This window comes from Ensifer sp. (assembly GCF_031989085.1).
Taxonomy (GTDB): Bacteria; Pseudomonadota; Alphaproteobacteria; order Rhizobiales; family Rhizobiaceae; genus Ensifer.
The window spans coordinates 1-24283 of record NZ_DALZXU010000018.1; the positions used below are offsets into that span (position 1 = coordinate 1).

A 24283-nucleotide genomic window follows, 5' to 3' on the forward strand; every position below is an offset into this window, starting at 1 on the left:
TCCAGCATCTCGCCGGCATGAAGGATTCGAAGGTCATCGTCGCCATCAACAAGGACGAGGAGGCACCGATCTTCCAGGTCGCCGACTACGGCCTCGTCGCCGACCTGTTCGAAGCCCTGCCGGAGCTTGAAAAGGCGCTGTAACCATTCGCCAACCGCGCTGCCCGAGCCCCAAGGAAAAGGGCTGGCAAAAGCGCGGACTTGGCATTAACAATCTACCGGGCCGGCCAGACCGGCCCGGTATTTTCGTATGTGACGGCGGTCAGGCCGCCAAAATTCTTGAAGATGGATGTTCGCCGCGATGATCAAGACGGTCGGAGTTATTGGTGCCGGGCAGATGGGCTGCGGCATTGCGCATGTTTCGGCCATGGCCGGATACAAGGTGCAGATCTACGATCTTGCTGCTGATCGCATCGAGGCCGGCCTTGCCACTGTCAACGGCAACCTCGCCCGCCAGGTATCCTCCGGCAAGATGACCGACGAAGCGCGCAAGAGCGCGCTTTCGCTGATCAAGGGCTCGTCCGACATCAACGACCTGTCGCAGGTAGACCTCGTCATCGAGGCCGTCACCGAAGATGAAACCATCAAGCGCAAGATCTACGGCCAGGTGTGTCCGATCCTGAAGCCTGAGGCGCTGCTGGCGACCAACACGTCGTCGCTGTCGATCACCCGGCTTGCATCGGCCACCGACCGCCCGGAAAAGTTCATGGGCATCCACTTCATGAACCCGGTTCCGGTGATGAAGCTGGTCGAGCTCGTGCGCGGCATCGCGACGGACGAAGGCACATTCAAGGCGGCCAAGGAATTCGTCGGCACGCTGGACAAGACGGTGACGGTCGCCGAAGACTTCCCGGCCTTCATCGTCAACCGCATCCTGCTGCCGATGATCAACGAGGCGATCTACACACTCTATGAAGGCGTCGGCACCGTCGAGGCGATCGATACCGCCATGAAGCTCGGCGCCAACCACCCGATGGGCCCGCTGCAGCTTGCCGACTTCATCGGCCTCGACACCTGCCTGTCGATCATGCAGGTGCTGCACGATGGCCTGGCGGACTCCAAGTACCGTCCCTGCCCGCTCCTCGTAAAATACGTCGAAGCCGGCTGGCTCGGCCGCAAGTCCGGGCGCGGCTTCTACGATTACCGCGGCGAAGTGCCGGTCCCGACCCGCTGATCGACCTGTTCCAGACATTCAAAGCCCGGCGAAATGCCGGGCTTTTCAGTTTTCAGAGGGTGATTGCCAAGAGGTCAGCTGCCGGCTGCGGGCGTGATTGCAGCGCTGATCAGCGCTTTTGCGTCATCGCTGTCCCACGCGGCCGGGCCGTTCATCGAGCCGATCAGGCATCCCTTGTCGTCGATCAGCAGGGTCGCCGGCAGGCCGAAGGCGAGCCCTTCCTTCTTCAGGTTGTTGAAGACCCCCATCGAGGCATCGCGGTAGTAGCGCAGGTCGTGCGCGGCAGTCTCGTCGAGGAAGGCCTTCGGCTTTTCGTCGTCACCCACGTCGATGTTGATCGCGACCACTTCGAACTTGTCGCTGCCGAGCGACTTCTGCAGCGCGTTCAGCGCCGGCATCTCCTCGCGGCAGGGCCCACACCAGGTGGCCCAGAGATTGACGAGCAGGGTCTTGCCGGCAAAGGCCTTCACCGTCGTCGGCTTGCCCTCAGGGTCGTTGAAATCGAGCGCAATCGGGCGCGGCGATGCGGCCGGTGACATCGCCGCCACCTGGCCCTTCATGAACGGGGTCAGCGAGGCGACCTTTTCGCCGGTAAACGGGCAGCTGGCACTTGCCGTTTCGGCAGGCTCGGCATTGCCAGACCCCGTCTCCTTCACGTATACCGCAGCCGCACCGACGATCACGCCGAACACGGCGGCGAGCGCGAACAATTTCACGGCCGGGGGGGATTTCTTCTGGTCGGGCATTTCATTCTCCAAGGCGGGCATTCTTCATGGCTGACGGCAATTCCGAAACGAAATCCTCCAACCAGATGTGGGGCGGTCGCTTCGCTTCGGGTCCGGACGCGATCATGGAGGAGATAAATGCCTCGATCGGCTTCGACAAGAAGCTCTATGGCCAGGACATCCGCGGCTCAATAGCGCATGCGACCATGCTTGCGCATCAAGGCATCATTTCGGCCGAGGACAAAGACAAGATCGTTCACGGTCTCAACACGATCCTGTCAGAGATCGAGAGCGGCCAGTTCGAGTTTTCGCGTCGCCTCGAAGACATCCACATGAACATCGAGGCGCGGCTTGCGACCCTGATCGGGCCTGCCGCGGGCCGGCTGCATACCGCCCGCTCGCGCAACGACCAGGTGGCGCTCGACTTCCGCCTCTGGGTCAAGGAAGAGTTGCAGCGCACCGAAAAGGCCCTGACCGGCCTGATCGCGGCCTTCCTCGACCGCGCCGAGGAACATGCTGAGACCGTCATGCCCGGCTTCACCCATCTGCAGACCGCCCAGCCGGTCACCTTCGGCCATCACTGCATGGCCTATGTCGAGATGTTCGGGCGCGACCGCTCGCGCGTGCGGCACGCCATCGAGCACATGGACGAAAGCCCGATCGGTGCCGCCGCCCTTGCCGGCACCGGCTTCCCGATCGACCGCCACATGACCGCGAACGCGCTCGGCTTTGCCGGGCCGACCCGCAATTCGATCGACACGGTCTCCGACCGCGACTTCGCGCTCGAGTTCCTGTCGATGGCCTCGATCACCGCCACGCACCTGTCGCGCCTGGCCGAAGAGATCGTCATCTGGTCGACGCCGCAGTTCGGCTTCATCCGCCTGTCCGATGCGTTTTCGACCGGCTCCTCGATCATGCCGCAGAAGAAGAACCCCGATGCCGCCGAACTGGTGCGCGCCAAGACCGGCCGCATCAACGGTTCGCTGATCGCCCTTCTGACGGTCATGAAGGGCCTGCCGCTCGCCTATTCCAAGGACATGCAGGAAGACAAGGAACAGGTCTTCGACGCCGCCGAGAGCCTCGAACTTGCTGTTGCCGCCATGACCGGCATGGTGCGCGATATGACCATCCGCGCCGATCGGATGAAGGCCGCCGCCGGCTCCGGCTATTCGACCGCCACCGACCTTGCCGACTGGCTGGTGCGCGAGGCGGGCCTGCCGTTCCGTGATGCCCACCACGTCACCGGCCGTGCCGTGGCGCTCGCCGAACAGAAGGCCTGCGACCTCGCCGACCTCACGCTGGAAGACCTGCAGTCGATCCATGCCGATATCACCGCCAAGGTGTTCGATGTGCTGACCGTCGAGGCCTCGGTCGCCAGCCGCACCTCCTTCGGCGGCACCGCACCGAGCGAGGTGCGCAAGCAGATCGCCTGGTGGCGCACCCGCAACTGATGCTTGCGCCCCGCAACCGCCCGGCGGTTTCGGGGCAATGGCCCGCCTGGACGCAAGGGCCTGAAACAGGTCGCAGAATCAGGGTGCACAAGCGCCGGAAAAATCGATAAGACATCGCACCAGCATCAGTCTCCCGCGAAGGAAAATCACGATGACATTCACGAAGGCGGCCCGGCTTGCGCTTCTTCTGGCGATCCCCGGGCTGGTTCTTGTCGGTTGTGGACGCAAGGGCGACCTCGACCGACCCGGCTCGACGGCACCGATCAACACCTTGACCCCTGCCGGAACCGTCGAACAGAAAGAGCAGCCGGACAACCGCCGTTTCCTGCTTGATCCCCTCCTCTAAGCCGAGCCAAGCCCCGTGAACCATTTCGAATACCGCGACGGAATCCTCTACGCCGAAGACGTGCCGGTGACGGATATCGCCCGCGCCGTCGGCACGCCCTTCTACTGTTATTCGACGGCAACGCTCGAGCGGCACTACAAGGTCTTCTCGAATGCCTTCGCCGATGTCGACGCCATGGTCTGCTACGCCATGAAGGCCAACTCGAACCAGGCGGTGCTGAAAACGCTCGCGCGCCTTGGCGCCGGCGTCGACGTCGTGTCGGGTGGTGAACTGCGCCGGGCTCTGGCCGCCGGCATTCCGGCAAGCCGCATCATGTTCTCGGGCGTCGGCAAGACCCCGAATGAAATGGATATGGCGCTCGACGCCGGCATCTACTGCTTCAACGTCGAATCCGAACCCGAACTCGAAGTCCTCAACCAGCGCGCCGTTCGCGCCGGCAAGCGGGCGCACGTCTCCTTCCGCATCAATCCGGATGTCGACGCGCGCACCCACTCGAAGATCTCGACAGGCAAGAAAGAAAACAAGTTCGGCATTTCCTGGGAGCGCGCCCGCGCGGTCTATGCCCATGCGGCAACGCTTCCCGGCATCCAGGTTACCGGCATCGACATGCATATCGGCAGCCAGATCACCGAGCTGCAGCCTTTCGACGACGCCTTCAAGCTTCTGCGCGAACTGGTCGACGCGCTGCGCAGCGACGGCCATGCGATCGATCACGTCGATATCGGCGGCGGCCTTGGCATTCCCTACAAGGAAGACAACAATCCGCCGCCGCTGCCCGACGCCTATGCCGATATCGTCAAGAACCAGCTGCAATCGCTCGGCTGCAAGATCGTCACCGAACCGGGCCGGCTGATCGTCGGCAATGCCGGCATCCTCGTGACCGAGGTCATCTACGTCAAGGACGGCGGCGACAAGACCTTCGTCATCGTCGACGGCGCCATGAACGACCTCATCCGCCCGACGCTCTATGAAGCCTATCACGAGATCCGCCCGGTGCGCATTTCGGCCGCCAACGCGCCGCGCATCAAGGCCGATGTCGTCGGGCCCGTTTGCGAGACCGGCGATTATCTGGCGCTCGACCGCGAGATGGCGATGCCGAAGCCCGGCGATCTCTTCGCCATCAGCTCGGCCGGTGCCTATGGCGCGGTCCAGGCCAGCACGTACAACAGCCGGCTGCTGATCCCGGAAGTGCTGGTCAAGGGCGACCGCTTCCACGTGATCCGGCCGCGCGGCAGCTACGACGAACTGATCGGGCTCGATTCCGTGCCGGACTGGCTCGACTGAGCCACACCCGGATCGAACGATGATCTGTGGATCGCCCGCACGGGCGATCACGATTTTGTTGTCGCCCTCGTCTTCGCCACAAACGATGTTATCCTGACCCGTCAAGAGGTCGATCACGAGCGGTCATGAGCGACCGAAAGGGAACTTGGGCGGATGACGCAATTCCGGCAGGATGAAACGCCACAACCGAAGTCGTTTGCCAGGACACTGGCACTGAAGAGATATGTCGCGCGCGCGGTCCTCACCGCCGAGCAGGTTCTGCCGCGTGCCCTTGTTCCCGCCTCGATCGTACTTCTGTTTCTGTCGTCCGCTTGGCTCGGTCTGTTCCGGATCGCTCCCCTTTGGTTGCATGCCGCCCTGCTCCTGGGCTTTCTCGTCGCCTTCATTGCCGCCCTCGTTCCGCTGACCCGGATCAGACTGCCGGGCACCGTCGATGCCGACCGCATGCTCGAAGAGCGCAACGACCTGCCGCACCAGGCAATCCGCGTCCAGGACGACATGCCGGCGACCGGCGGCGCCTTCGGCCAGGCGCTGTGGCGCGAACACCAGACGCGCATGGCAGGCATGGTCCGGGCGCTCGACACCGGCCTGCCGCGGCCCGACATCGCCCGTCATGACCCCTTCGCGTTGCGGGCGCTGCCGGTCCTGATCGCCTGCGTGGCCTTTGCCTATTCCTATTCCAACCGCGCGGGCCTGCTCTCCGACGCGTTCCACTTGCCGCAGCCCCAAAGCGAAGTCGCCGACATCCGGGTCGATGCCTGGGTGGCGCCACCCGCCTACACCGGACGGGCGCCTGTCTTCCTCACCGGCCGCCAGGGCGTCGCCTCCCCGGCCGACGAGACAGCAGCGATCACCATTCCGCAGTTCAGCGATCTGACCGTGCGCGTCACCGGCACCGGTTCGGACGAGGCCGTGCGCTACACCGAAAGCGGCGGCACGGCACCGATCTTGATCCCGACCGCCGGCGAGAAGCCCGACGAAAAGGCGGCGGCAGCGGAGCCGGCCAGCCAAAATGCGTCCGAGACCGCCAACGCCGTGCGCAACCACCTCTACAAGATCGTCAAGGACGGCGAATTGTCGGTCGGCGGCCAGACGTGGACGTTCAAGATCACGCCCGACAGCGTGCCGCAGATCGCATTCGACGGCCTGCCGAAGCCGACCCCCAATGCCTCGCTCGACATCGCGTTCCTCGCATCGGACGACTATGGCATCGCCCAGGCCTGGGCCGAGATCAAGCCGCTCGAAGAGCCCGCCAAGGACGCGCGGCCGCTCTATCCGCTGCCCGAATACCGGCTCGACCTGCCGCGCCGCAACGCCCGCGAGGCCAAGGGCACGACCAGCCGGAACCTCAGCGAACATCCACTCGCTGGCAAGCACGTGCGTGTCACGCTCGTTGCCCGTGACGCCGCCGGCCAGGAGGGCCGCAGCGTGCCGCAGGACATGATCCTGCCCGCGCGGCAATTCTTCAATCCGCTGGCAGGCTCGGTCGCAGAGCAGCGCCAGGTCTTCGCGCTCAATGCCAACGAGCTGCCGCGCGCGATCGACCTCAATGACGCGATCACCAGCTTCGCCGAACAGATGATCCCCAACCTCACCCATTTCCTCCTGTTGAAATCGGCACGCTCGCGCATGGCGCTCGCGCATGACGACGACATGCTGCGCGATGCGGCCAAGCATCTCTGGGAAATCGCGCTTGGCATCGAGGATGGCGATCTGTCGCTTGCCGACCGGCGCCTGCGCGATGCACAGCAGGCGCTTTCGGACGCGCTCGAGCGCAATGCGCCTGACGAGGAAATCGCCAAGCTGATGAAGGAACTGCGCGAGGCCATGCAGGAATACATGCAGGCGCTCGCCAAGGAGGCCGCGAAAAACCCGCGCATGGCCGCCAACCCTGACCAGAACAATGTGCTGCGCCAGCAGGATCTGGACAAGATGATGAACCAGATCGAGAACCTGGCACGCTCAGGCGCGCGCGACCAGGCCCGGCAGATGCTGTCCGAGCTGCAGCGAATGATGAACAACTTGCAGGCGGGCCGCAGCCAGCAGCAGCAGCAGGGCGAACAGAACAACGCCATGCGCGAGCAGATGGACAAGCTCGGCAAGCTGATGCAGGAGCAGCAGCGGCTGATGGACGAGACCTTCAAGCTCGACCAGGCGCAGCGCGACCGCATGCAGCGCGGCGATCCGCTGCAGGGCGAGGACAACGAGCTTTACGGCCAGGACATGCCCCAGGACCCGGGCCAGCGCGGCGACGAGAACGGCCAGCCCAATCCGCTTGACGAGATGACCGCCGAGCAGCTGAAGGAAGCGCTGAAACAGCTGAAGCAGCAGCAGGATGCGCTCGGCAAGCAGCTGGGCGAATTGCAAAAGGGGCTGGAAGGCCTCGGCATCAAGCCCGGCAAGGGCTTTGGCGATGCCAAGCGCGAGATGGACGGCGCTTCCGGCTCGCTTGGCAAGGGCCAGGGCGAACCGGCCGTCGGCAGCCAGGGCCGCGCGCTTCAGGCACTGCGCGACGGCGCGCAGGACATGATGAACCAGATGCAGGCCCAGGGTCAGGGACCCGGCCAGGGTGTGCCTCAGTATGGCCAGAACGGCCGTGATCCGCTCGGCCGGCGCCAGCAGAATGCTGGCCCCGATTTCGGCGACCAGGTCAAGGTGCCCGATGAGATCGACACCCAGCGGGCCCGTGAGATCCTCGACGAGATCCGCCGCCGGCTCGGCAACACGATCTCGCCGGAAGCCGAGCGGCAATATCTCGAACGCCTGCTCGACATGCGCTGACGCGCGACCGGCAACACGCACCGGAACGAAAACGCCCCCGGCACCGAAATGTGCCGGGGGCGTTTTTCTGATCTGGAAAATGCCCTAGGAGTTGCCTAGGCGCCCGCCCGGCAGACGCGGACGTGTCAGGCATCGGGCTGTCAGGCGGCAAGTGCCAACGCGACCGCCTTGCGGATATCGGGCAGGGAAAAGGGCTTCGAAATGACGTCGACGATCTTGTCGGCAAGGTCGTCTGCGCGCTCACGCTGCTCGGCATAGCCGGTCATCAGCAGGATCTTCATCGCCGGAAAGGCGGCGGCGGCCTGATGGGTCAACTCGATTCCATCCATCACCGGCATGCGGATATCGGACAGAAGCAGATCGAAGTTGTCGGTCTGCAAGCAGGCAAGCCCGTCTGCACCGTCTCCAGCCTCCACGGTTTCATGTCCATCGAGCCTCAGGGCCCGCGCGACGAAGGAACGCAATGCATCCTCGTCCTCGGTAATCAGGATCTTCGCCATCATGGCCTCCGCGTTCGCTGCGACGGCACGGCTCTTTCGCATAGAGACCGGCCCATTCCAATCGATACGGCAACGCTCACGAAAAATGTGACGGAAGACCGCAGCGGCGCGCAGCCTCACGAGGGGCCGAAACGCGACACCACGCCAAACAACCAGCTTTTTCTTTGTGTTCGGTAAACGCCGGGCGGCTGGATTTCAGAATGCCGCACAGGCAAGGCCAGTTCCGATCGATGCGGAAGGCGGCGAAAGCGCCGCGAACCCGAAGGTCGCGGCGCTTTCCATTCCCGCATTTTTACTCGGCGTCGCCGGTGACAACGCCGACGAAGGGCAGTTCGCGGAAGGCGTAAGCCACGTCCATTCCGTAGCCGACGACGAAATGATCAGGGCATTCGAAGCCGACATAATCGGCCTCAAGCTCGACCTTGCGCTTGATGCGCTTGTCGAGCAGCACGGCGATGGTGACGTTGCGCGCGCCACGCTCGAACATCAGCTCCTTGGCGAAGCGCAGGGTGCGGCCGGACTCCAGAATATCGTCGATCAGGAGCACGTCGCGACCATGTACGTCGCTGTCGATGTCCTTGATGATCTTGACGCCCTGCGAAACCGTGCCGAGCCCGTAGCTCGAAAGCGTGATGAACTCGACCTCAGGTGCAAGGCCGGTATTGTGCATCGCGCGGATCAGGTCCGCGGCGAAGATGAACGAGCCCTTCAGCACCGCGATCACCAGAAGGTCCTGATGCGGACCGTTGACGATCATGTCGGCAAGCTCGTTGTTGCGTGCGGCGATCGTCTCTGCCGTGTACAGGGGCTCGATATTCTTTCCGCGAACGACGGGCATGCGGCTTCTCCAGCGTTTCTTCCGGAAGACAAACGCCTTCCCTTTCGCGCCCGCTTAGCACAATCAGCGCACGGAGACACCGTTTTCGGCGAAGGAAACCTTCACCTCCGGCATTTTTCCACCTGCATATGGAAGCCTGGTCACGAAGCGGCGGCTCTCGCCGGGCGCAATTGCCGCGCCTTCCGGCAACAGTCGCGTCGCCGTGACCTTGCGGCCATTGCTGATCACGTCCACCACGATCAACGGCAGGCGCTGGAGTCCGGAAGAAGAATTGTCGATAGCGCCGTAGACCGAAAGCACCCGCATGCCGCCGGAATAGTCGAGCGAGGTCGTTATATCGCTGATCGCCAGCGGCGCCTGTATGCGCTGGTCACCGGTCGAAAGGGCGATGATCCCCGCAAAGGCCGCGAGCGCGAAGGCCGCGACCAGCCCGGCGAACTGGCGCGGCGGCATGGCGCGCAACCGCGCCTCGGCCAAGGACAAAAAACGTCCCCCGGCAGCCTGTTCGTCGCGAACGACTGTCAAGCGCGGCCCGGAGCGTCGACTGCGCTGCCGGGTATCGTTGAACACCGGATAGGGAGTTCGGCGGGCCGTAGCCGCAACCGTTTCGAACTCGACGTCGACATAGTCGGCCCGGCGCGTTGCGGATGCAGCCTGTCGCTGCGCCCGATCCGGCAGCAACAGATCGGCACTGGCCGCGGCGCCGGCCGATTTCGTGCGGAATGCCTGCATCGCCTTTCCCTCCAGGATCGCGGGCCGAGCTGTCGTCCCACGCGAAACCATCGGGCAATGCGCCGAACCCATGCGGTGCAAGAATCTGGGCATTGCATCAAATCTTTCCGACACGTAAACCGAAATGGTTAATGCTTCGGAAAGAGGTCGCGAAACCGGCGCCTTTTCATGAAAAATTAACCGCTGCTTAACCATGGTTCCGCTGGCGGTTTTGCCTTTCGGTGTCTGGCGTCCTATGCGCAGATGACCGGCCTCCAGCAAAACCGCGCGGGTCGTGAGAGAGACTGGGCTACCCTTTGATTCATTTTGAGAACGTCGGACTGCGTTATGGTATGGGACCGGAAATTCTCCGGGACCTGACCTTCGATATTCCGCGGCGGTCGTTCCAGTTCCTGACCGGGCCCTCCGGCGCCGGAAAGACGACGCTTTTGCGCCTTCTCTTCCTCTCGCTGCAGCCGACACGCGGCCTCATCCGCATGTTCGACCGCAACATTTCGTCGATCCCGCGTGAGGAATTCCCGATGCTGCGCCGACGCGTCGGCATCGTTTTCCAGGACTTTCGCCTGCTCGATCACCTGACCACCTATGAGAACGTCGCTCTTCCCTTGCGCGTTCGTGGCAAGGACGAATCGAGCTACCGCGCCGACGTTCTTGAATTGCTGAAATGGGTCGGGCTCGGCGAGCGCATCAACGTGCTGCCGCCGGTACTGTCGGGCGGTGAGAAGCAGCGCGCGGCGATCGCGCGCGCCCTGATCGACCGGCCGGAGATCCTGCTTGCCGACGAGCCGACCGGCAATGTCGACCCGCCGATGGCCCGCCGCCTGCTCAACCTTTTCCTCGAGCTCAACCGGCTCGGCACGGCCGTCGTCATCGCCACCCACGATCTGTCCTTGATGGACCAGGTCGAGGCGCGGCGCATGATCCTTTCGCAAGGGCGGCTCGACATCTATGAGTGAGGGCCGCACCAAACGCACCCATGAGGTGCCCGAGCAGCCGCCTGAACCGCAGCAGCAGCCGCGACGCACCGAGATGCGCGTGCGCCCCATGGGGCCGATCGTTCCCTCGACCAACGTGTCCGGCCACGCGCTGATGTGCGTGATCGCCATCATGTCGTTCCTCGCCTGCCTGACGCTCGGTGGCGTCAGCATGGTGCGCGCCACGGCCCAGAGCTGGCAGAGCCAGATTTCCCGCGAGATCACCATCCAGATCAAGCCGGACGACAATCTCGACATGGAAAAGGCGCTGGCCGACGCACGCGATCTGGCGCTGACCTTCAGCGGCGCGACCGGCGGCAACATCGTCGACCGCGCGGCGACCGCCCGCCTGCTCGAGCCCTGGCTCGGCGAGGGCCTCGATCTCGACGAATTGCCGGTTCCCCGCCTCGTCATCATCACCATCGATGAAAACAATCCGCCCGACTTCGTCGCCATGCGCAAGGCGCTGACGGAGATCATCCCACAGGCGTTTCTCGATGATCACCGCACCTGGGTCGATCGCCTGGTGGCAATGGCCAACACGACGGCGATGATCGGTACAGGCGTGCTCGTGCTCGTCTTCTCGACGATGGTGCTGACCGTCATCTTCGCCACGCGCGGCGCCCTGTCTGGAAACCGCCATATCGTCGAAGTGCTGCATTTCGTCGGCGCGGAGGCCGGTTTCGTCGCATCCGAGTTTCAGAAGCATTTCCTCAGGATCAGTCTCAAGGGCGCCGGCGCCGGCGGGCTTCTGGCGGCGCTGTTCTTCGCGCTTGCCGGCTACTGGCAATCGCGCACGCTCGCGACACCGGAAACGGACCAGGCGACCGCCCTCTTCGGAACATTCACCATCGGTTACGGTGGGTATCTCGGCATTCTTGCCATCATGATCGTCATCGCAGTGTTGACCACGCTGACGGCACGGCTCACCGTGACGCGCACGATCTATGAGATCGACCTGATCCGCTCCGATCCCGGCCGCACGGATACGTACCAAAGCTGACGCCCTAATGTTTCGCCTTTATTCGATCCATTCCTTGCCGCAATCTGGCGCTATCTGAAGAGAATCATGATGGCGCAAGGACTTCGCGGGAGCGGGATGGCCGGAGGGGGGAAATGGCAAGGCGGAGCCGAACAGGAGCGCCGCCGCCGTGGCCCCTTGCGCAGAATTCTCCGCCGGACGTTCTTCGTCCTGCTTGTTCCACTCGCGATCGTGGTCGCTGCCTTCCTCAATTTTGCCGATACGGTCGCCTCGCTGCAGCCGCCTGACAATCCCAAGGCGGAGGCGATCGTCGTCCTGACCGGCGGCTTCCAGCGCATCGATCAGGCGGTCGACCTCTTGAAATCCGGCGCCGGCAAGCGGCTCCTCATTTCTGGCGTCCATCCGGCAACCACCGGCAGCCAGATCCGGCGCAACACGCAAAGCTCGGCCGATCTGTTCAAATGCTGCGTCGACATCGGCCACGAGGCCATCGACACGATCGGCAATGCCACGGAAGCCAGCCAGTGGATCAGCGACCGCGGTTACAAGCGCGTGCTTGTCGTGACCAACAATTACCACATGCCGCGCAGCCTGCTCGAACTGCGGCGCGCCCGTCCGGAGACCGAATTCATCGCCTACCCCGTCGTCAATTCCGACCTCAAGACGACGAACTGGCTGCGCAATCCGATGGTGCTGAAATCGATCCTGCTGGAATTCGGCAAGTATACTGTCGCCTCCGTGCGCGACATGGCCGGCGCCCGCCCTGCGAGTGGTTTGCGCACCGTTCCCTCGCGCGCGACACCTGCCGAAGAATAGTCGTCAGCGCGCTTCCATCAGCAAAGTGAGAACGAGCGGTTTTCCTTCAGCCTTTATTCGTGTACGCAGCGACCCACCGGCCATAGGCTGGATATAACTGAACTCGCCTTTCGAGAGCCTGCTGATGATCGTCCTGCGTTCGGTCCTTTTCAATCTGGTCTTCTACGTCAATCTGATCCTGCAGATGATCGTCTTTACGCCGGCCTATTTCCTGGTGTCGCGAAAGACGTCCTGGTTCGTCCCGAAGAACTGGGCGCGCAGCAATCACTGGCTGTTCGAAAAGATGGTCGGCACGACCTTCGAGATCGAGGGCCTGGAGAATATTCCGAAGAGCGGCTACATCTTCGCGCCGAAGCACCAGTCGTTCTGGGATGTCTATGCGCTGTTGCCCTGGCTCAATGACCCGTTCTTCATTCTCAAGCGCGAACTGACCTGGATCCCGCTGTTCGGCTGGTACATCCAGAAGCAGCGCATGGTGCCGGTAAACCGCGCCGCCCGCGGCCGCGCCATGACCGAGGTGATGGACCGCGCCAAGCAGGAAATGGCGTCTGGCCGCGAGCTGATCATCTATCCCGAAGGCACCCGCCGTCCACCGGGCGCGCCGCCGCACTATAAGTACGGCATCGCCCGCCTCTACCGCGACCTGAACGTGCCGGTCGTGCCCGTTGCCATGCATCCCGGCCTGTTCTGGCCGCGCCGCAAGTTCCTGCGCTACCCCGGTCATTTCAAGGTGCGCGTTCTGCCGCCGATCGAGGCCGGTCTCGATCCGGACGAGTTCCTCGCCAGGCTGATCGAAGTGACCGAAACGGCAAGCGACGAGCTTCTCATCGAGACCGTCAAGAACAACCCGCACCTGCCGCTGCCGCCGACGGCAAAGCAGCGTCTCGCCGAGTTGAAGGCAATGGGTCGCGGCTAACTCAGCCGCGGCGCTGGCAAGCTAAGCCGTCAACGTCGCCACGACTTCTTCGAGCCAATGGTCGCGAATGCCCATCTCCTTGAGATGGGCAAGGGTGTTGAACACGTATTCACTGTTCGGCCCGGACTTTCCCACGGAAACGGCAACGATCGCCGCGGCTTCCGGCGCACTGAGCGCACCGGCATATTGCACGTGGGCACGGTCGATCACGTAGGTCAGCGCCGGCACCCGCCGGCCATCGGCAAGCTGAACGGGCATCGTCTTTTCCTTGTAGACGTGGGTCACGAGTTCGCGCTCACGCAAATAATCGATCACCGCCGTTTTCTCGCTCGTATCGACGCGAAAGGCCGTGCCGATGCAGGAGCCGCCATGGTCGAGGCCGAGCACCAGGCCCGGCCGCTGCTCGGTGCCGCGATGGACCCAGGAGCGCACGCACAGCGCCCGGCGATAACCGAACGCCCGCGCCGTCGATCTTTCCTCGAACCGGAAGCCCGGGTTCCACATCAGCGACCCGTAGCCAAAGACCCAAAATTCGTCCATATCCACTGTCATTCAATCCGCGCTGTCTGATCGTCGCCGAATCGTCGGCTTACCGGTGGTCGGCCATGTCGGTTTTTCTACGGCACAGCATCCCGGCACGGAAGAGACAAGTCGTTCCCGTGCATCGAATGATGAGATAACAAGCAGGACGGGCGGCGCCACCCGAAAGGCGGCCGCGGTCTGAAGTTTTGTGGAGTAAGCGCTACCATGACCGTAACCGCAGTCGCCAATCCCTCGCCGGTCGCCCGAAAGTTCCGCTGGTTGATCGCCGGCATCGTGATCGTCTGCGCCGCCTATTCGGCCGGCTGGTTTGCCGTGGCCGCCCAGATCGAAAAGCGCCTGACGGCCGAGCTCGCCAATGCCAGCGCCAACGGGCTCGGGGGCGAGTGCACCAACATGGACGTGCGCGGCTTCCCCTTCCGCATCGGTCTCTTCTGCGACAAGGTCAACCTCGACGACACCCGCCGCGGGGCCTCCGCCTCGTTTGGAGCGCTTCGAACAGCGGCCCAGGTCTACCAGCCCGGTCACGCGATCATCGAACTCGACGGCCCGGCCGAATTTCGCGTCTCGCCCGACTTGAATGTCTCGGCAGACTGGACGCTGCTGCATGCGAGCGTGCGGGCAACGCTCTCCGGGCTCGACCGCAGCTCGATCAGCTATGACAACCTGACGGGCACGGTGCGCCTGCCCGTGACCGGTGACAGCTTCGGCTTTGGCGCGAGCCACGGCGAAATGCATCTGCGCCGCAACGGCAACGACCTCGATGCAGCCTTGAGCGTCGACAAGCTCGATCTGCGCCCGCAAGGGGGAGAGAGCCTGGCGCCGCCGGCGACCGTCGCAGCCGACCTCACCTTCGTCGACAAGGCGAGTTGGATGGGCTCGGGCATCCCGACACCGGCCATGCTGCGCGGCAGCAAGGGCGAGCTGCGCCAGATGACGCTCGACCTCGGCGCCGGCATGAACGCAAAGCTGTCGGGTCCGTTCTCGGTCAACGATCAGGGGCTGATATCAGGCGAGCTTTCCCTGACGATGACCAACATCGACGCCTGGCGGGAAAACCTCGTGAAGCTCATTCCGGACGACGCCAACCTCGTCAACAACACCGCCAACATGCTGAAGGCGCTTGCCAACGGCAAGAACGAAGCGACGGTGAAATTGAACGTGCGCGACGGCACCGCCTTCCTCGCCTTCATCCCGATCGGCGTGCTGCCGACGCTCTGATCGGGACGACGCCGCGGGCGGCATTGACTGGTAGAGACGGGTGCCGGGACCACCTCGGGCTCGCACTGCTTTCGCAGTCAGTCCCAATCCCCGGCAGACGTCCACGTGGCGTTAGATGAAGATTTCCGTCATTCCTGTGCGTGTCACAGGAATCTAGCCAGCCCAAGTCATTGGGCTGAAAGAGCGCTTGACCTGACAGACGTCAGGTCGCTGGATTCCGCCACAGGCCGGAATGAGGAAAACGAGCGAGCCTCCCGGCAAGCATGCATTCTCGATCTTTGTCGTCGCCATCAGCCTTGTAGCCTTCGCACTTTTCCTGGAACTGCTGGCAACCGCTACTTCTGGTCCATCGCATGGCGGCCGAAGTCGGGCATGGCGGTGTCCTGGCCGGCCTGAATGATCGAGCGGCGAATCGCGCGGGTGCGGGTGAAGAGGTCGAACAGCTTGTCGCCGTCACCCCAGCGGATCGCCCGCTGCAGATAGGCGAGGTCCTCGGAAAACCGCGACAGCATTTCGAGGATCGCGTCCTTGTTGTGCAGGCAGACATCCCGCCACATGGTCGGGTCGGAGGCGGCGAGACGCGTGAAGTCGCGGAAACCGGACGCGGAATACTTGATGACTTCGGACTCGGTCACCGCCTCCAGATCGTCGGCCGTGCCGACGATGTTGTAGGCGATGATGTGCGGCAGATGCGATACGATCGCCAGCACCTTGTCGTGATGTTCCGCATCCATTTCCTCGACCATCGAGCCGAGCGTTTCCCAGAACAGCCTGAGCCTGGCGATCGCTTCCTCGTCCTGGCCGGGTGGCGGCGTAAGGATGCACCAGCGGCCACGGAAGAGGCCGACGAAGCCGGCGTCCGGGCCCGAATGCTCGGTGCCGGCGATCGGATGTCCGGGGATGAAATGCACCGTGTCGGGCAGATGCGGCGCCATCTGGGCAATCACCGAACCCTTGGTCGAGCCGACATCGGTGACGATCGCGCCCGGTTTCAGATGGGCGGCAATGTCCTGCGCGACGGCACCGGACGCACCGACCGGCACCGAGACGATGACGAGATCGGCATCGCGCACGGCCTCGGCGGCCGACAGCGTATAGCGATCGCCAAGGCCGAGCTCTTCGGCGCGCGCAAGCGTCGCCTCGCTGCGGGTCGAGATCACCAGGGTGCCGGCGAGCTGTTTCTCGCGGATCTCCCGGGCAATCGATGAGCCGATGAGGCCGATGCCGATAAGCGCGATCGTATCAAACTGCTGTGTCATCATTTCCGTCCCATGAAGTCTGTCAGTGCCGCGATCACGCCCTCGTTGGCTTCCTGAGAGCCGATGGTCATGCGCAGGGCATTGGGGAAGCCGTAGGCCGCGACCGCACGCAGGATATAGCCGCGAGCGGTGAGAAAAGTGTCGGCATCGGTTGCGCGCTTGCCGTCCTCGGCCGGGAAATGGATGAGCACGAAGTTGGTCACCGATGGCGTTACCGTCAGGCCGAGTGCTTCCAGGCCACGCACGACACGCTCCAGCCATGTGAGGTTATGGTCGACCGCCTGGCCAACGAAGGCCTGATCTCGCACGGCCGCGGCACCGGCCGCGATCGATGCGGCGCTGAGGTTGAAGGGGCCGCGGACCCGGTCGACCGCGTCGATCACCTCCGGCGGCGCGTACATCCAGCCGATGCGCAGGCCGGCAAGACCGTAGATCTTGGAGAAGGTCCGGGTCATGACGACATTGCGGTTGGCCGACACCAGTTCGAGCCCCGCGGCATAATCGTTGCGGCGAACATATTCGGCATAGGCCGCGTCGAGCACCAGAAGCACGCCCTCTGGAAGTGCTGCATGCAAGCGACGGACCTCGTCGACCGGGATATAGGTGCCGGTCGGATTGGCGGGATTGGCGATGAAGACGAGCTTGGTGCGCTCGGTGACAGCCGCAAGGATTGCGTCGACGTCGACCGTCGCCTTCCGCTCCTTGACGGTCACGGGAACGCCGCCGGCGGCCGTGATCTGGATCTTGTAGACCAGGAACCCGTGCTCGGTAATAACGCCCTCGTCGCCGGGCGCAAGATAGGTGTGGCAGAGCAGGCCGAGCAATTCGTCAGAACCGTTGCCGCACAGGATGTTGGCCGGGTTGAGACCGTGCACGGCCCCGATCGCCTCGCGCAGCGCCCGCGCCTGCCCATCGGGATAGCGCTCCAGGTTGAAGGCCGCCGCCTGGAAGGCTTCGATCGCGCTCGGGCTCGCGCCGAGTGGCGTCTCGTTGGAGGAAAGCTTGTGAACCTTGGCGACGCCGGGGGCATGCTCCTTGCCGGGCACATAGGCGGCGATATCCAGAATGCCGGGACGCGGCTGCGGGCTCTTGGAGGCAAGGCTCATCGGATCAGCTTTCAAGGCAGGAAAGAAGGCCAAGCCAATACCGGCGCAATCAGGATTTGTCGAGGGTCGGCAGACCCTGCGACAGGTGCGCTCACGACTGCGCGTGCGGCCGCTCCCGGGTGCTTGGAATACCCTGTGGCGCCAGCACCGGCACGAACACCCGCCGCGACGCGCGCGCGGCGACCGGCAGCCCCTGGTAAAGCCGCTTCTGCGCTTCGACCACGATCACGCCGGAAAAGACCGGCCACAGCGACCGGCCGAGCCGTTCGAAGCCGCGGCGCAGGCGCAGGATCATCTTCAGCTTCGACGGCGGGAAGAACAGCGCTTCGGCCGACGCGCCGGGGGTAAAATTCGTCTCGCGCAACAGTGCCGTCAGCTGGCTGCGCGAATAGGGCCGACCCGAGCCGAAGGGCGTATGCTCCATGCGCGCCCAGACGCCCCGACGGTTGGGCACGACGATCACCAGCCGGCCACCCGGCGCCAGCACCCGCCAGATCTCCTTCATCGTCTCGCGCGGGCTTTCGGCGAATTCCAGAGAATGCACCATCAGCACTCGGTCTATCGACGAATCGGGCAGCGGCAGTTCCTCGTCGAACACCAGCGCCGTCGACGACAGCTCGGCGACGGGCCAGTTCACCGCCCCCTGCCCTGCCGGCATGAAGGCGAAGGTCCGCTCCGTGTCCTTGCGGAAGCGCTCGAGATAGGGAACCGCATAGCCAAGGCCGACGAGACGCTCCTCGGGCAGGCGCGCCCAGACCGAGGACAGCGCCATGGTCACGGACTGTTCCGCCATGCGGCCAAGTTCGGAGTGGTAGAATTCGCGGAGGTCGACAATATCGGTGTGCATGCGCAACATGTTAGCCTTCGAGCGGTAGACTTCAAGGCGAGCCTGACTACATTCGACGACAGTCAATGCAGCGCCATGCCCGCAAGAGCATCAGGGCACGCTGCAGCCCAGAACCCGTGGCTGTTTTCGCCTTCGCTCGATCGCGACCGAAAGCAGCCGCAGAAGCCCGATCGGACGATTTGCCATGGCCGCGCTCGAACTCGACCTTTTTCTTTGCCGCACCGACAATTTCGGCGTGCTGCTGCACGATCCCCAAAGTGGCGCCACCGCGTCGATCGACGCACCCGAAGAAAAACCGATCCTGGAGGCGCTGGAGCGACGTGGCTGGACGCTCACCCATATCCTCACCACCCACCACCATGGCGACCATGTGGCGGCCAACGTCGCGCTCAAGGAGCGTTTCAACGCCATCATCATCGGCCCAGCGGCCGAAGCGGCCAGCATCCCCGGCATCGATCAGAGCGTGCGCCACGGCGAGCGCTTCGACTTTGCCGGCCACCCGGTAAACGTCATCGAAACACCCGGCCACACCGCCGGGCATATCTGTTTTTACCTGCCGCAGGACAAGCTGCTCTTTGCCGCCGATACGCTGTTTGCGCTCGGCTGCGGCCGACTGTTCGAGGGCACGCCCGAAACGATGTGGCAGTCGCTCAGCCGGCTTCTTGCCCTGCCCGACGACACCACCGTCTATTTCGGTCACGAATACACGCTGTCGAACGCCCGCTTCGCCGTGACGATCGATCCTGACAATGCAGAGCTGAAGACGCGTGCCGCCGAGATCGAGGAAACCCGCTGCGACGGCGGCTTTACAGCACCGACGACCATCGGGCTCGAGAAGCGCACCAATCCGTTCCTGCGCGCTGCCGACCCGAAGATCCGCACCCATCTCGGCATGGAGGGGGCCAGCGATGCTGCCGTCTTTGCCGAGATCCGCAAGCGCAAGGACAACTTCTGATGATGGGCGATCAGGCGCTGACACCGGCCGCCATCATCGACATCCTCGGTCTGACCCGCCATCCCGAAGGTGGCTGGTACGTGCAGACCTTCCGTGACGGCAATGGCGGACCACGCGGCCATTCGACGGCGATCTACTATCTGCTGGAGCGCGGCGAGCGCTCGCACTGGCACCGGGTTCGCGACGCCGCCGAGATCTGGCATCACTATGCCGGCGCCCCACTGGAGCTCAGCATCGCCGCCGACGGCGCGCCGGCAACGGTTCTGCGCCTTGGTCCCGGTATCCTGGGCGGCGAGCGCCCGCAGGGGCTGGTGCCGCCCAACTGGTGGCAGTCCGCCGTCTCGCTCGGCGACTGGACGCTGGTCGGCTGCACCGTCGCGCCGGGCTTCGATTTCTCGGTCTTCGAGATGGCGGCTCCCGGCTGGGCGCCGCCCGAGGCATAATCCAGCGAGATCGTTTTTATTCCGCTGGCTGCGCTGTCGTGCCGCCTTTGCGAAAAATCATGTCCTTGGCCGCGAGCACGGCGCCGCCGGTCACGAAGAGGCATGCCGCCGCGATGCGCCAGGACGGCTCAGCAAAACCGAACAGGATGAGGATCAGCGTCGACAGCACCGGGGCTGCGTAGCTGGCAACGCCGAGAAGCTGGATGTTGCCGTTCTTGACGCCGAAGTCCCAGGCATAGAAGGCGGCTCCGACCGGCAGCAACCCGAGGCCGGCGACCGCCAGCCATTCGAACGTCGTCGCCGGCCAGACGGTCGTCTCCAGGCCGAGATGGCACAGGAACGAGAGCAGCGACGTCGCCAGGCAGAAGCCGGTGACGACATCGGTCGACACCGCCTCGAAACGGCGCGTCAGAAGCGAATAGCCGGACCAGGTGAAGGCGCAGAGCAGCGCTGCGCCGTAGCCCATGAGATAGGCATCGTCGAAGGCGACGCCGTTGCGGGCGACGATCATGATCGTCCCCATCAACCCGGCGAAAGCGCCGGCGACGTGATACCAGCGCAGCCGCTCGCCCGGCAGCAGCGCCGAGCCGACGACGATCAGAAGCGGCCAGAGATAGGCGATCAGCCCCGCCTCGATGGCCGGTGCGTTGCGAAGCGCGGTAAAGTAGAGAAAGTGATAACCGAAAAGGCCGGCAATGCCGGTGATCCACACCTTGGCCGGCTGTTTCAGAAGCGCCAGCCGCTCCGGCTTCAGCGCGAGCACGACGAGACCTGGAATGCTGCCGATGAGGAAACAGATCGCCGACAATTGAAACGGCGGCATCTTGCCGGAGGCCGCTGTAAACAGCGCCAGAAGCGACCACATCAGGATCGCGGTCGCACCAATCAACGTTGCCTTGAATGTCATGCCTGATCCCCCCGAACGGCTTCCTCGCGCAAACCGGCGCGGATAAAACCACGACTGTCGGTGGATTGTTAGTGCCGATTGTTGCCGAAAGGCCGTATCAATCGCCGAATCGCGTTGCCGAAACCGTCACGGGACCAAGCTTGGTCGGGATGCGCACATAGACGGGCGCATAGACATCGACGGCATCCGACTTGGCAAACCAGATCTCCATGGTCTGAAGGCGCTTGAGATACTCAACATCCTCGCGCCCCTTCTTGTAGCCCGCCTTCGGCACGAAACGGATCCCGCAGACGATCGCTTCGCCGTCGAAGCCCCGGGTTTTGAAGGGCCTGGTGCCTTTCGCCGACAGCTTGATGTCGAGACGCGATTCGCCGTCGAAGATCGGCAGCGTGTTGGGGCAGACGCGGGCCGTGCCTGGAATGATCAGGCCGGACAGCGGGTCGAGCACGTTGCGCATGTCGCGCGAAGTCACCGGCACCCAGTTCTTCGGTAGCGGCGTGCGTTTGGGCGTCATGCTGGCGCGCACGACATTGCCGTTGGCATAGGTGACGTTGATCGCCCGCCCCTTCTTGCCGCTGCGGTAGGACATGGAATATTCGTTCGCGCGCAGATAGTCTCGGCCGATGACACCGGAAACGCGGGTCTGGCCCGATGTCCGGCTGAAGATGTCGACAAGGCCGGCCGAATGCAGCGTTCCCGAAATCGTGTAGCGATTCTTTTGGAGCGCCGTATGGAACGACGCCTTCGCAAGCGGCAATCCGGCAAGCGAGATACTGTAATCCGTCTGATGCTCGATATCCGCAGCCAGCGGTGCTGTGGAAAACAATGCCACTGACAAAAGCGCTACCGCGCGAGAACCGTTGCGCAACTTCATGCCCTGAGAGATCCATTCCTCGAATGTCGTCGCAATGCCTTGGAATGCAGGTCGTTTACGGCTTTTCTACGCCTTTTCCGGGAGATCCGGCCGCCGGGCACAGAGCCGCGCCACGGGCGCCCGCTGCATCCACAGGACGAACGATAGCGCATGATGAATGGGCTTGGAATGGCTGCCGTCAAGCATTAGGATGGCCGCAATCAAGCTTGCCTGATGCAGAAAAGGCCGCACGAAACCGCGGAATTCCGAGAATGCAAGAGGTTTGGCTTGACGGGCGGGCTGTCTCTGACTATAGAACCGCAACTTTCCAATAATGGCCAACAGGAACGCGGCCTGGGCTCTGGGCCCGCTACCGCATCGTCCGGCGGCGATAAAGAGAATAGGTGTACCATGTCCCGTAGTTGCGAATTGACCGGCAAGGGCGTCCAGTCGGGCAACAATGTCAGCCACGCCAACAACAAGACCAAGCGCAAGTTCCTTCCGAACCTGTGCAACGTCACGCTGATTTCCGATGCTCTCGGCCAGCGCTTCCGCCTGCGCGTTTCCGCAGCAGCTCTCCGCTCGGTTGAACACCGCGGCGGTCTCGATGCTTTCCTCGTGAAGGCTGACGAGAACGAGCTGAGCATGCGCGCTCGCCTGCTGCGCCGCCAGATCGTCAAGAAGAACGCAGAAGTCGCAGCCGCCTAATCGGCGCCAGCGTCTGTCTTCGACACGACTTTAAAAAGGCTTGCGGATTTATCCGGCAAGCCTTTTTCTCGTGTGTAAATTGCATACTTCATCGGCCCGGCGTCCACGCTTGGCTTCCGCTCAACTGGTGGCATCTCCCAGGATAAAAAAATGCTTATAAACCGCACGTTCTTTGTCTATGTCGCGCTTATGACCCTGGTGGTCGTGGCCTCGAACTTCCTCGTTCAGTACCCGCTGCCAGGCTCGATTGCCGGCATGCAGCTCGGCGATCTCCTGACCTGGGGCGCCTTCAGCTACCCCTTCGCCTTCCTCGTGACCGACCTCACAAACCGCCATTTCGGCCCGCGCATCGCGCGTCGTGTGGTCATCGTCGGCTTTCTGGTGGCGATCCTCCTCTCGTTCTTCGCAGCCACGCCGCGCATCGCGATCGCCTCGGGCTCGGCCTTCCTGTTCGGCCAGCTGCTTGATATCTCCGTCTTCAACAGGCTCCGCCGCCAGAGCTGGTGGCAGGCGCCGCTGGCAGGCTCGCTGATCGGCTCCGCGCTCGACACGGCGATGTTCTTCTCCTTTGCCTTTGCGCCGTTCTTCGTGTTCTTCGGAGCGAATGACAGCTTCGCGCTGGAGACGGCACCGCTGCTCGGCCTTCTGTCGACGGAAGCGCCGCGCTGGATTTCCTGGGCGCTCGGCGACCTCTCGGTGAAGATCCTCTGCGGCATCGTGATGCTTTTGCCCTACGGCGCGCTGATGAGCGTGATCAAGCCCATGCCGGGCAAGGCTGCTGCCTGATATCATCTCAGATACGGATTTGAGACGGGGCCGATCGGCCCCGTTTTCATTTGATCAGCCGGAATTCCAGCATCAGATTGCGCTCGAGGATCGAGTGGTTGTCGTCGGAGACGATGATGACGCTGATATCGCCATTGGGGCGGGCGACGACGTCGAGCCCCTCCATGTTGTCGATCTGATGCCCCATGTCGGCTTCAAGGATAACGTCGCCGTCGACCACGGCGCCCGGCCGGATGGTGGCACCCGGAATGCGGCGGATACGCATGCCGAGGCCGGACGCAAAATTGAACCGCCGCTCCAGTAGCAGGAGATCGCCATCGGGCAGGAAGGCGCCGTCGGTGACCGCATAGGGCTCGGTGCGCACGACGGCAAAGGCGCCCTTCATCGGCCCGTCGAGGATACCTGCCAGCAGATTGTCAGCCTTGTCGACGCTGCGCTCCGACACCGTTACGGCAGCGCCACCGAGCGGGCTCTCCTTCGGTGATACGGCGACCGTTTCCAGCCCGCCATTGCTGCGCAGTTCAGTGGCCGGAAACGGCAATGGAATGCTCCCGGCCGGCCCTGAAGCGGAAAACCCGGGGTCCGGATAGATATCGATGCGGTGGGCCTGCTCGTAGCTGACGATCACCTCGCCCTCGCGCAGCGCCAGCCCTTCCGAATCCACCTTCCACTTTTCCAGCCCGACGGCGCCGCTCCTGTCCGCCATCGGCGTCGCCGTCAGGTCGGTCAGACCAGAAAGCTTGCCACTGGCGTCGCGCGTCACGGCGCCTTCGAGCCAGTGCCCGGTATCCATGACCGCAACGAAGGAGGACCCATCCGGCCGGAAACGGATTGCCGACACCGCGCCGAAAAGCGCGTTCGACGACGTCATCTCCAGGCCGCCGACAAACTCAAGCTGGCCGAACCGCGTCTGGCTGGAGCCAACCTTGAAAGCCTCGATCTGCCGGCTGCGGATGGGGAGTGTCTCGCTGTCGGTGGCGGCGAGAGCAGCGCTCGTGGACGCCAACAGGGATAGAACAAGGAGACCGCGGCCAAGCATCTGGGGGAGTTCCTTCGGCGGGCAGGAAAGGGAGGATGGAACGACAAGCGTGCCGCCGTCTTGTGAGTGAAAAGGGCGGCCCACGGTCGCCCCGGGGGCGA

General features: G+C 63.6%; 25 protein-coding genes and 1 pseudogene. 15 read left to right on the plus strand and 11 right to left on the minus strand.

The genetic code is table 11. The features are described 5' to 3' along the window. Both RTP54_RS30690 and RTP54_RS30695 read left to right on the plus strand, forming a co-directional pair. A pseudogene (locus RTP54_RS30690) lies at positions 1–143 on the plus strand (electron transfer flavoprotein subunit alpha/FixB family protein); the annotation flags it as partial. Between the two features lie 157 nt (positions 144–300). After that, the gene (locus tag RTP54_RS30695) at positions 301–1173 is read left to right on the plus strand and encodes a 3-hydroxybutyryl-CoA dehydrogenase (protein WP_112812092.1); all 873 of its coding nucleotides are present in this window, start codon (positions 301–303) and stop codon (positions 1171–1173) included. A gap of 74 nt (positions 1174–1247) precedes the next feature. On the opposite strand, the gene tlpA is transcribed toward RTP54_RS30695, so the two are convergent. Next, on the minus strand, positions 1248–1919 hold the full coding sequence (gene tlpA / locus RTP54_RS30700) for a thiol:disulfide interchange protein TlpA (RefSeq protein WP_312367834.1): 672 nt from the start codon (positions 1917–1919) through the stop codon (positions 1248–1250). Positions 1920–1945: 26 nt separating this feature from the next. Between tlpA and argH the strand changes: the two genes are divergently transcribed. From argH to RTP54_RS30720, 4 genes are all read left to right on the plus strand, one after another. Beyond that, positions 1946–3349: an argininosuccinate lyase gene (argH, locus tag RTP54_RS30705; RefSeq protein ID WP_112815432.1), complete on the plus strand. Its 1404-nt coding sequence runs from the start codon at positions 1946–1948 to the stop codon at positions 3347–3349. 151 nt (positions 3350–3500) lie between these two features. Beyond that, the gene (gene lptM, locus RTP54_RS30710) at positions 3501–3695 is read left to right on the plus strand and encodes an LPS translocon maturation chaperone LptM (RefSeq protein ID WP_312367837.1); all 195 of its coding nucleotides are present in this window, start codon (positions 3501–3503) and stop codon (positions 3693–3695) included. Positions 3696–3710: 15 nt separating this feature from the next. Next, positions 3711–4979, plus strand: coding sequence for a diaminopimelate decarboxylase (lysA, locus tag RTP54_RS30715; protein ID WP_112812081.1), 1269 nt, complete (start codon positions 3711–3713; stop codon positions 4977–4979). 153 nt (positions 4980–5132) lie between these two features. Further along, positions 5133–7760, plus strand: coding sequence for a TIGR02302 family protein (locus RTP54_RS30720; protein ID WP_312367838.1), 2628 nt, complete (start codon positions 5133–5135; stop codon positions 7758–7760). A gap of 140 nt (positions 7761–7900) precedes the next feature. Here the strand turns inward: RTP54_RS30720 and RTP54_RS30725 are convergent, their stop codons facing one another. The 3 genes from RTP54_RS30725 to RTP54_RS30735 all read right to left on the minus strand — a co-directional run bounded on the left by RTP54_RS30725 (position 7901) and on the right by RTP54_RS30735 (position 10091). Beyond that, a complete protein-coding gene (locus tag RTP54_RS30725) occupies positions 7901–8260 on the minus strand; it encodes a response regulator (protein ID WP_112815437.1) in 360 nt (119 codons plus the stop codon). A 292-nt stretch (positions 8261–8552) separates the two neighbouring features. After that, positions 8553–9098, minus strand: a complete 546-nt coding sequence (hpt, locus tag RTP54_RS30730) for a hypoxanthine phosphoribosyltransferase (RefSeq protein WP_112812079.1) — start codon at positions 9096–9098, stop codon at positions 8553–8555. A gap of 63 nt (positions 9099–9161) precedes the next feature. Continuing rightward, positions 9162–10091: a hypothetical protein gene (locus RTP54_RS30735; protein WP_312367841.1), complete on the minus strand. Its 930-nt coding sequence runs from the start codon at positions 10089–10091 to the stop codon at positions 9162–9164. A gap of 35 nt (positions 10092–10126) precedes the next feature. Here RTP54_RS30735 and ftsE point away from each other — a divergent pair, with 35 nt between their 5' ends. The 4 genes from ftsE to RTP54_RS30755 all read left to right on the plus strand — a co-directional run bounded on the left by ftsE (position 10127) and on the right by RTP54_RS30755 (position 13518). After that, on the plus strand, positions 10127–10786 hold the full coding sequence (ftsE, locus tag RTP54_RS30740) for a cell division ATP-binding protein FtsE (protein ID WP_063934108.1): 660 nt from the start codon (positions 10127–10129) through the stop codon (positions 10784–10786). Then, positions 10779–11807 (plus strand): ABC transporter permease, encoded by a 1029-nt coding sequence (locus tag RTP54_RS30745; protein ID WP_162703752.1) that lies wholly within the window; start codon positions 10779–10781, stop codon positions 11805–11807. Before ftsE ends, RTP54_RS30745 begins: the two co-directional genes overlap by 8 nt. A 96-nt stretch (positions 11808–11903) precedes the next feature. After that, positions 11904–12602 carry a YdcF family protein gene (locus RTP54_RS30750; protein ID WP_112815428.1) on the plus strand — a complete coding sequence of 233 codons (699 nt, stop codon included), beginning with the start codon at positions 11904–11906 and terminating at the stop codon, positions 12600–12602. A gap of 124 nt (positions 12603–12726) precedes the next feature. Next, a complete protein-coding gene (locus RTP54_RS30755; protein WP_112812076.1) occupies positions 12727–13518 on the plus strand; it encodes a lysophospholipid acyltransferase family protein in 792 nt (263 codons plus the stop codon). A 21-nt stretch (positions 13519–13539) separates the two neighbouring features. Here RTP54_RS30755 and RTP54_RS30760 read toward each other — a convergent pair whose 3' ends face one another. Continuing rightward, the gene (locus tag RTP54_RS30760) at positions 13540–14070 is read right to left on the minus strand and encodes a gamma-glutamylcyclotransferase (protein WP_112812075.1); all 531 of its coding nucleotides are present in this window, start codon (positions 14068–14070) and stop codon (positions 13540–13542) included. A 195-nt stretch (positions 14071–14265) separates the two neighbouring features. Between RTP54_RS30760 and RTP54_RS30765 the strand changes: the two genes are divergently transcribed. Then, complete coding sequence (locus tag RTP54_RS30765; RefSeq protein WP_312367850.1) at positions 14266–15279, plus strand: DUF2125 domain-containing protein; 1014 nt, start codon at positions 14266–14268, stop codon at positions 15277–15279. Between the two features lie 335 nt (positions 15280–15614). Here the strand turns inward: RTP54_RS30765 and RTP54_RS30770 are convergent, their stop codons facing one another. From RTP54_RS30770 to RTP54_RS30780, 3 genes are all read right to left on the minus strand, one after another. Next, on the minus strand, positions 15615–16541 hold the full coding sequence (locus tag RTP54_RS30770) for a prephenate/arogenate dehydrogenase family protein (RefSeq protein ID WP_112812073.1): 927 nt from the start codon (positions 16539–16541) through the stop codon (positions 15615–15617). Continuing rightward, positions 16538–17644 carry a histidinol-phosphate transaminase gene (gene hisC / locus RTP54_RS30775; RefSeq protein WP_312367852.1) on the minus strand — a complete coding sequence of 369 codons (1107 nt, stop codon included), beginning with the start codon at positions 17642–17644 and terminating at the stop codon, positions 16538–16540. Before hisC ends, RTP54_RS30770 begins: the two co-directional genes overlap by 4 nt. Positions 17645–17735: 91 nt before the next feature. Beyond that, a complete protein-coding gene (locus RTP54_RS30780) occupies positions 17736–18500 on the minus strand; it encodes a class I SAM-dependent methyltransferase (protein WP_312367854.1) in 765 nt (254 codons plus the stop codon). A gap of 175 nt (positions 18501–18675) precedes the next feature. Here RTP54_RS30780 and gloB point away from each other — a divergent pair, with 175 nt between their 5' ends. Then, positions 18676–19446, plus strand: coding sequence for a hydroxyacylglutathione hydrolase (gene gloB / locus RTP54_RS30785; RefSeq protein ID WP_312367856.1), 771 nt, complete (start codon positions 18676–18678; stop codon positions 19444–19446). 2 nt (positions 19447–19448) lie between these two features. Further along, positions 19449–19889 carry a cupin domain-containing protein gene (locus RTP54_RS30790; protein ID WP_112815436.1) on the plus strand — a complete coding sequence of 147 codons (441 nt, stop codon included), beginning with the start codon at positions 19449–19451 and terminating at the stop codon, positions 19887–19889. Positions 19890–19905: 16 nt separating this feature from the next. Here the strand turns inward: RTP54_RS30790 and RTP54_RS30795 are convergent, their stop codons facing one another. Then, positions 19906–20796, minus strand: coding sequence for an EamA family transporter (locus tag RTP54_RS30795; protein ID WP_312367858.1), 891 nt, complete (start codon positions 20794–20796; stop codon positions 19906–19908). A 97-nt stretch (positions 20797–20893) separates the two neighbouring features. Beyond that, positions 20894–21670: a DUF3108 domain-containing protein gene (locus tag RTP54_RS30800; protein WP_112812068.1), complete on the minus strand. Its 777-nt coding sequence runs from the start codon at positions 21668–21670 to the stop codon at positions 20894–20896. Between the two features lie 390 nt (positions 21671–22060). Here RTP54_RS30800 and rpmB point away from each other — a divergent pair, with 390 nt between their 5' ends. After that, positions 22061–22357 carry a 50S ribosomal protein L28 gene (rpmB, locus tag RTP54_RS30805; protein WP_112812067.1) on the plus strand — a complete coding sequence of 99 codons (297 nt, stop codon included), beginning with the start codon at positions 22061–22063 and terminating at the stop codon, positions 22355–22357. A 150-nt stretch (positions 22358–22507) separates the two neighbouring features. Next, the gene (locus tag RTP54_RS30810) at positions 22508–23143 is read left to right on the plus strand and encodes a VUT family protein (protein ID WP_112812066.1); all 636 of its coding nucleotides are present in this window, start codon (positions 22508–22510) and stop codon (positions 23141–23143) included. A gap of 46 nt (positions 23144–23189) precedes the next feature. Here RTP54_RS30810 and RTP54_RS30815 read toward each other — a convergent pair whose 3' ends face one another. Then, positions 23190–24182: an esterase-like activity of phytase family protein gene (locus RTP54_RS30815; protein ID WP_112812065.1), complete on the minus strand. Its 993-nt coding sequence runs from the start codon at positions 24180–24182 to the stop codon at positions 23190–23192. Positions 24183–24283 lie beyond the last annotated feature (101 nt).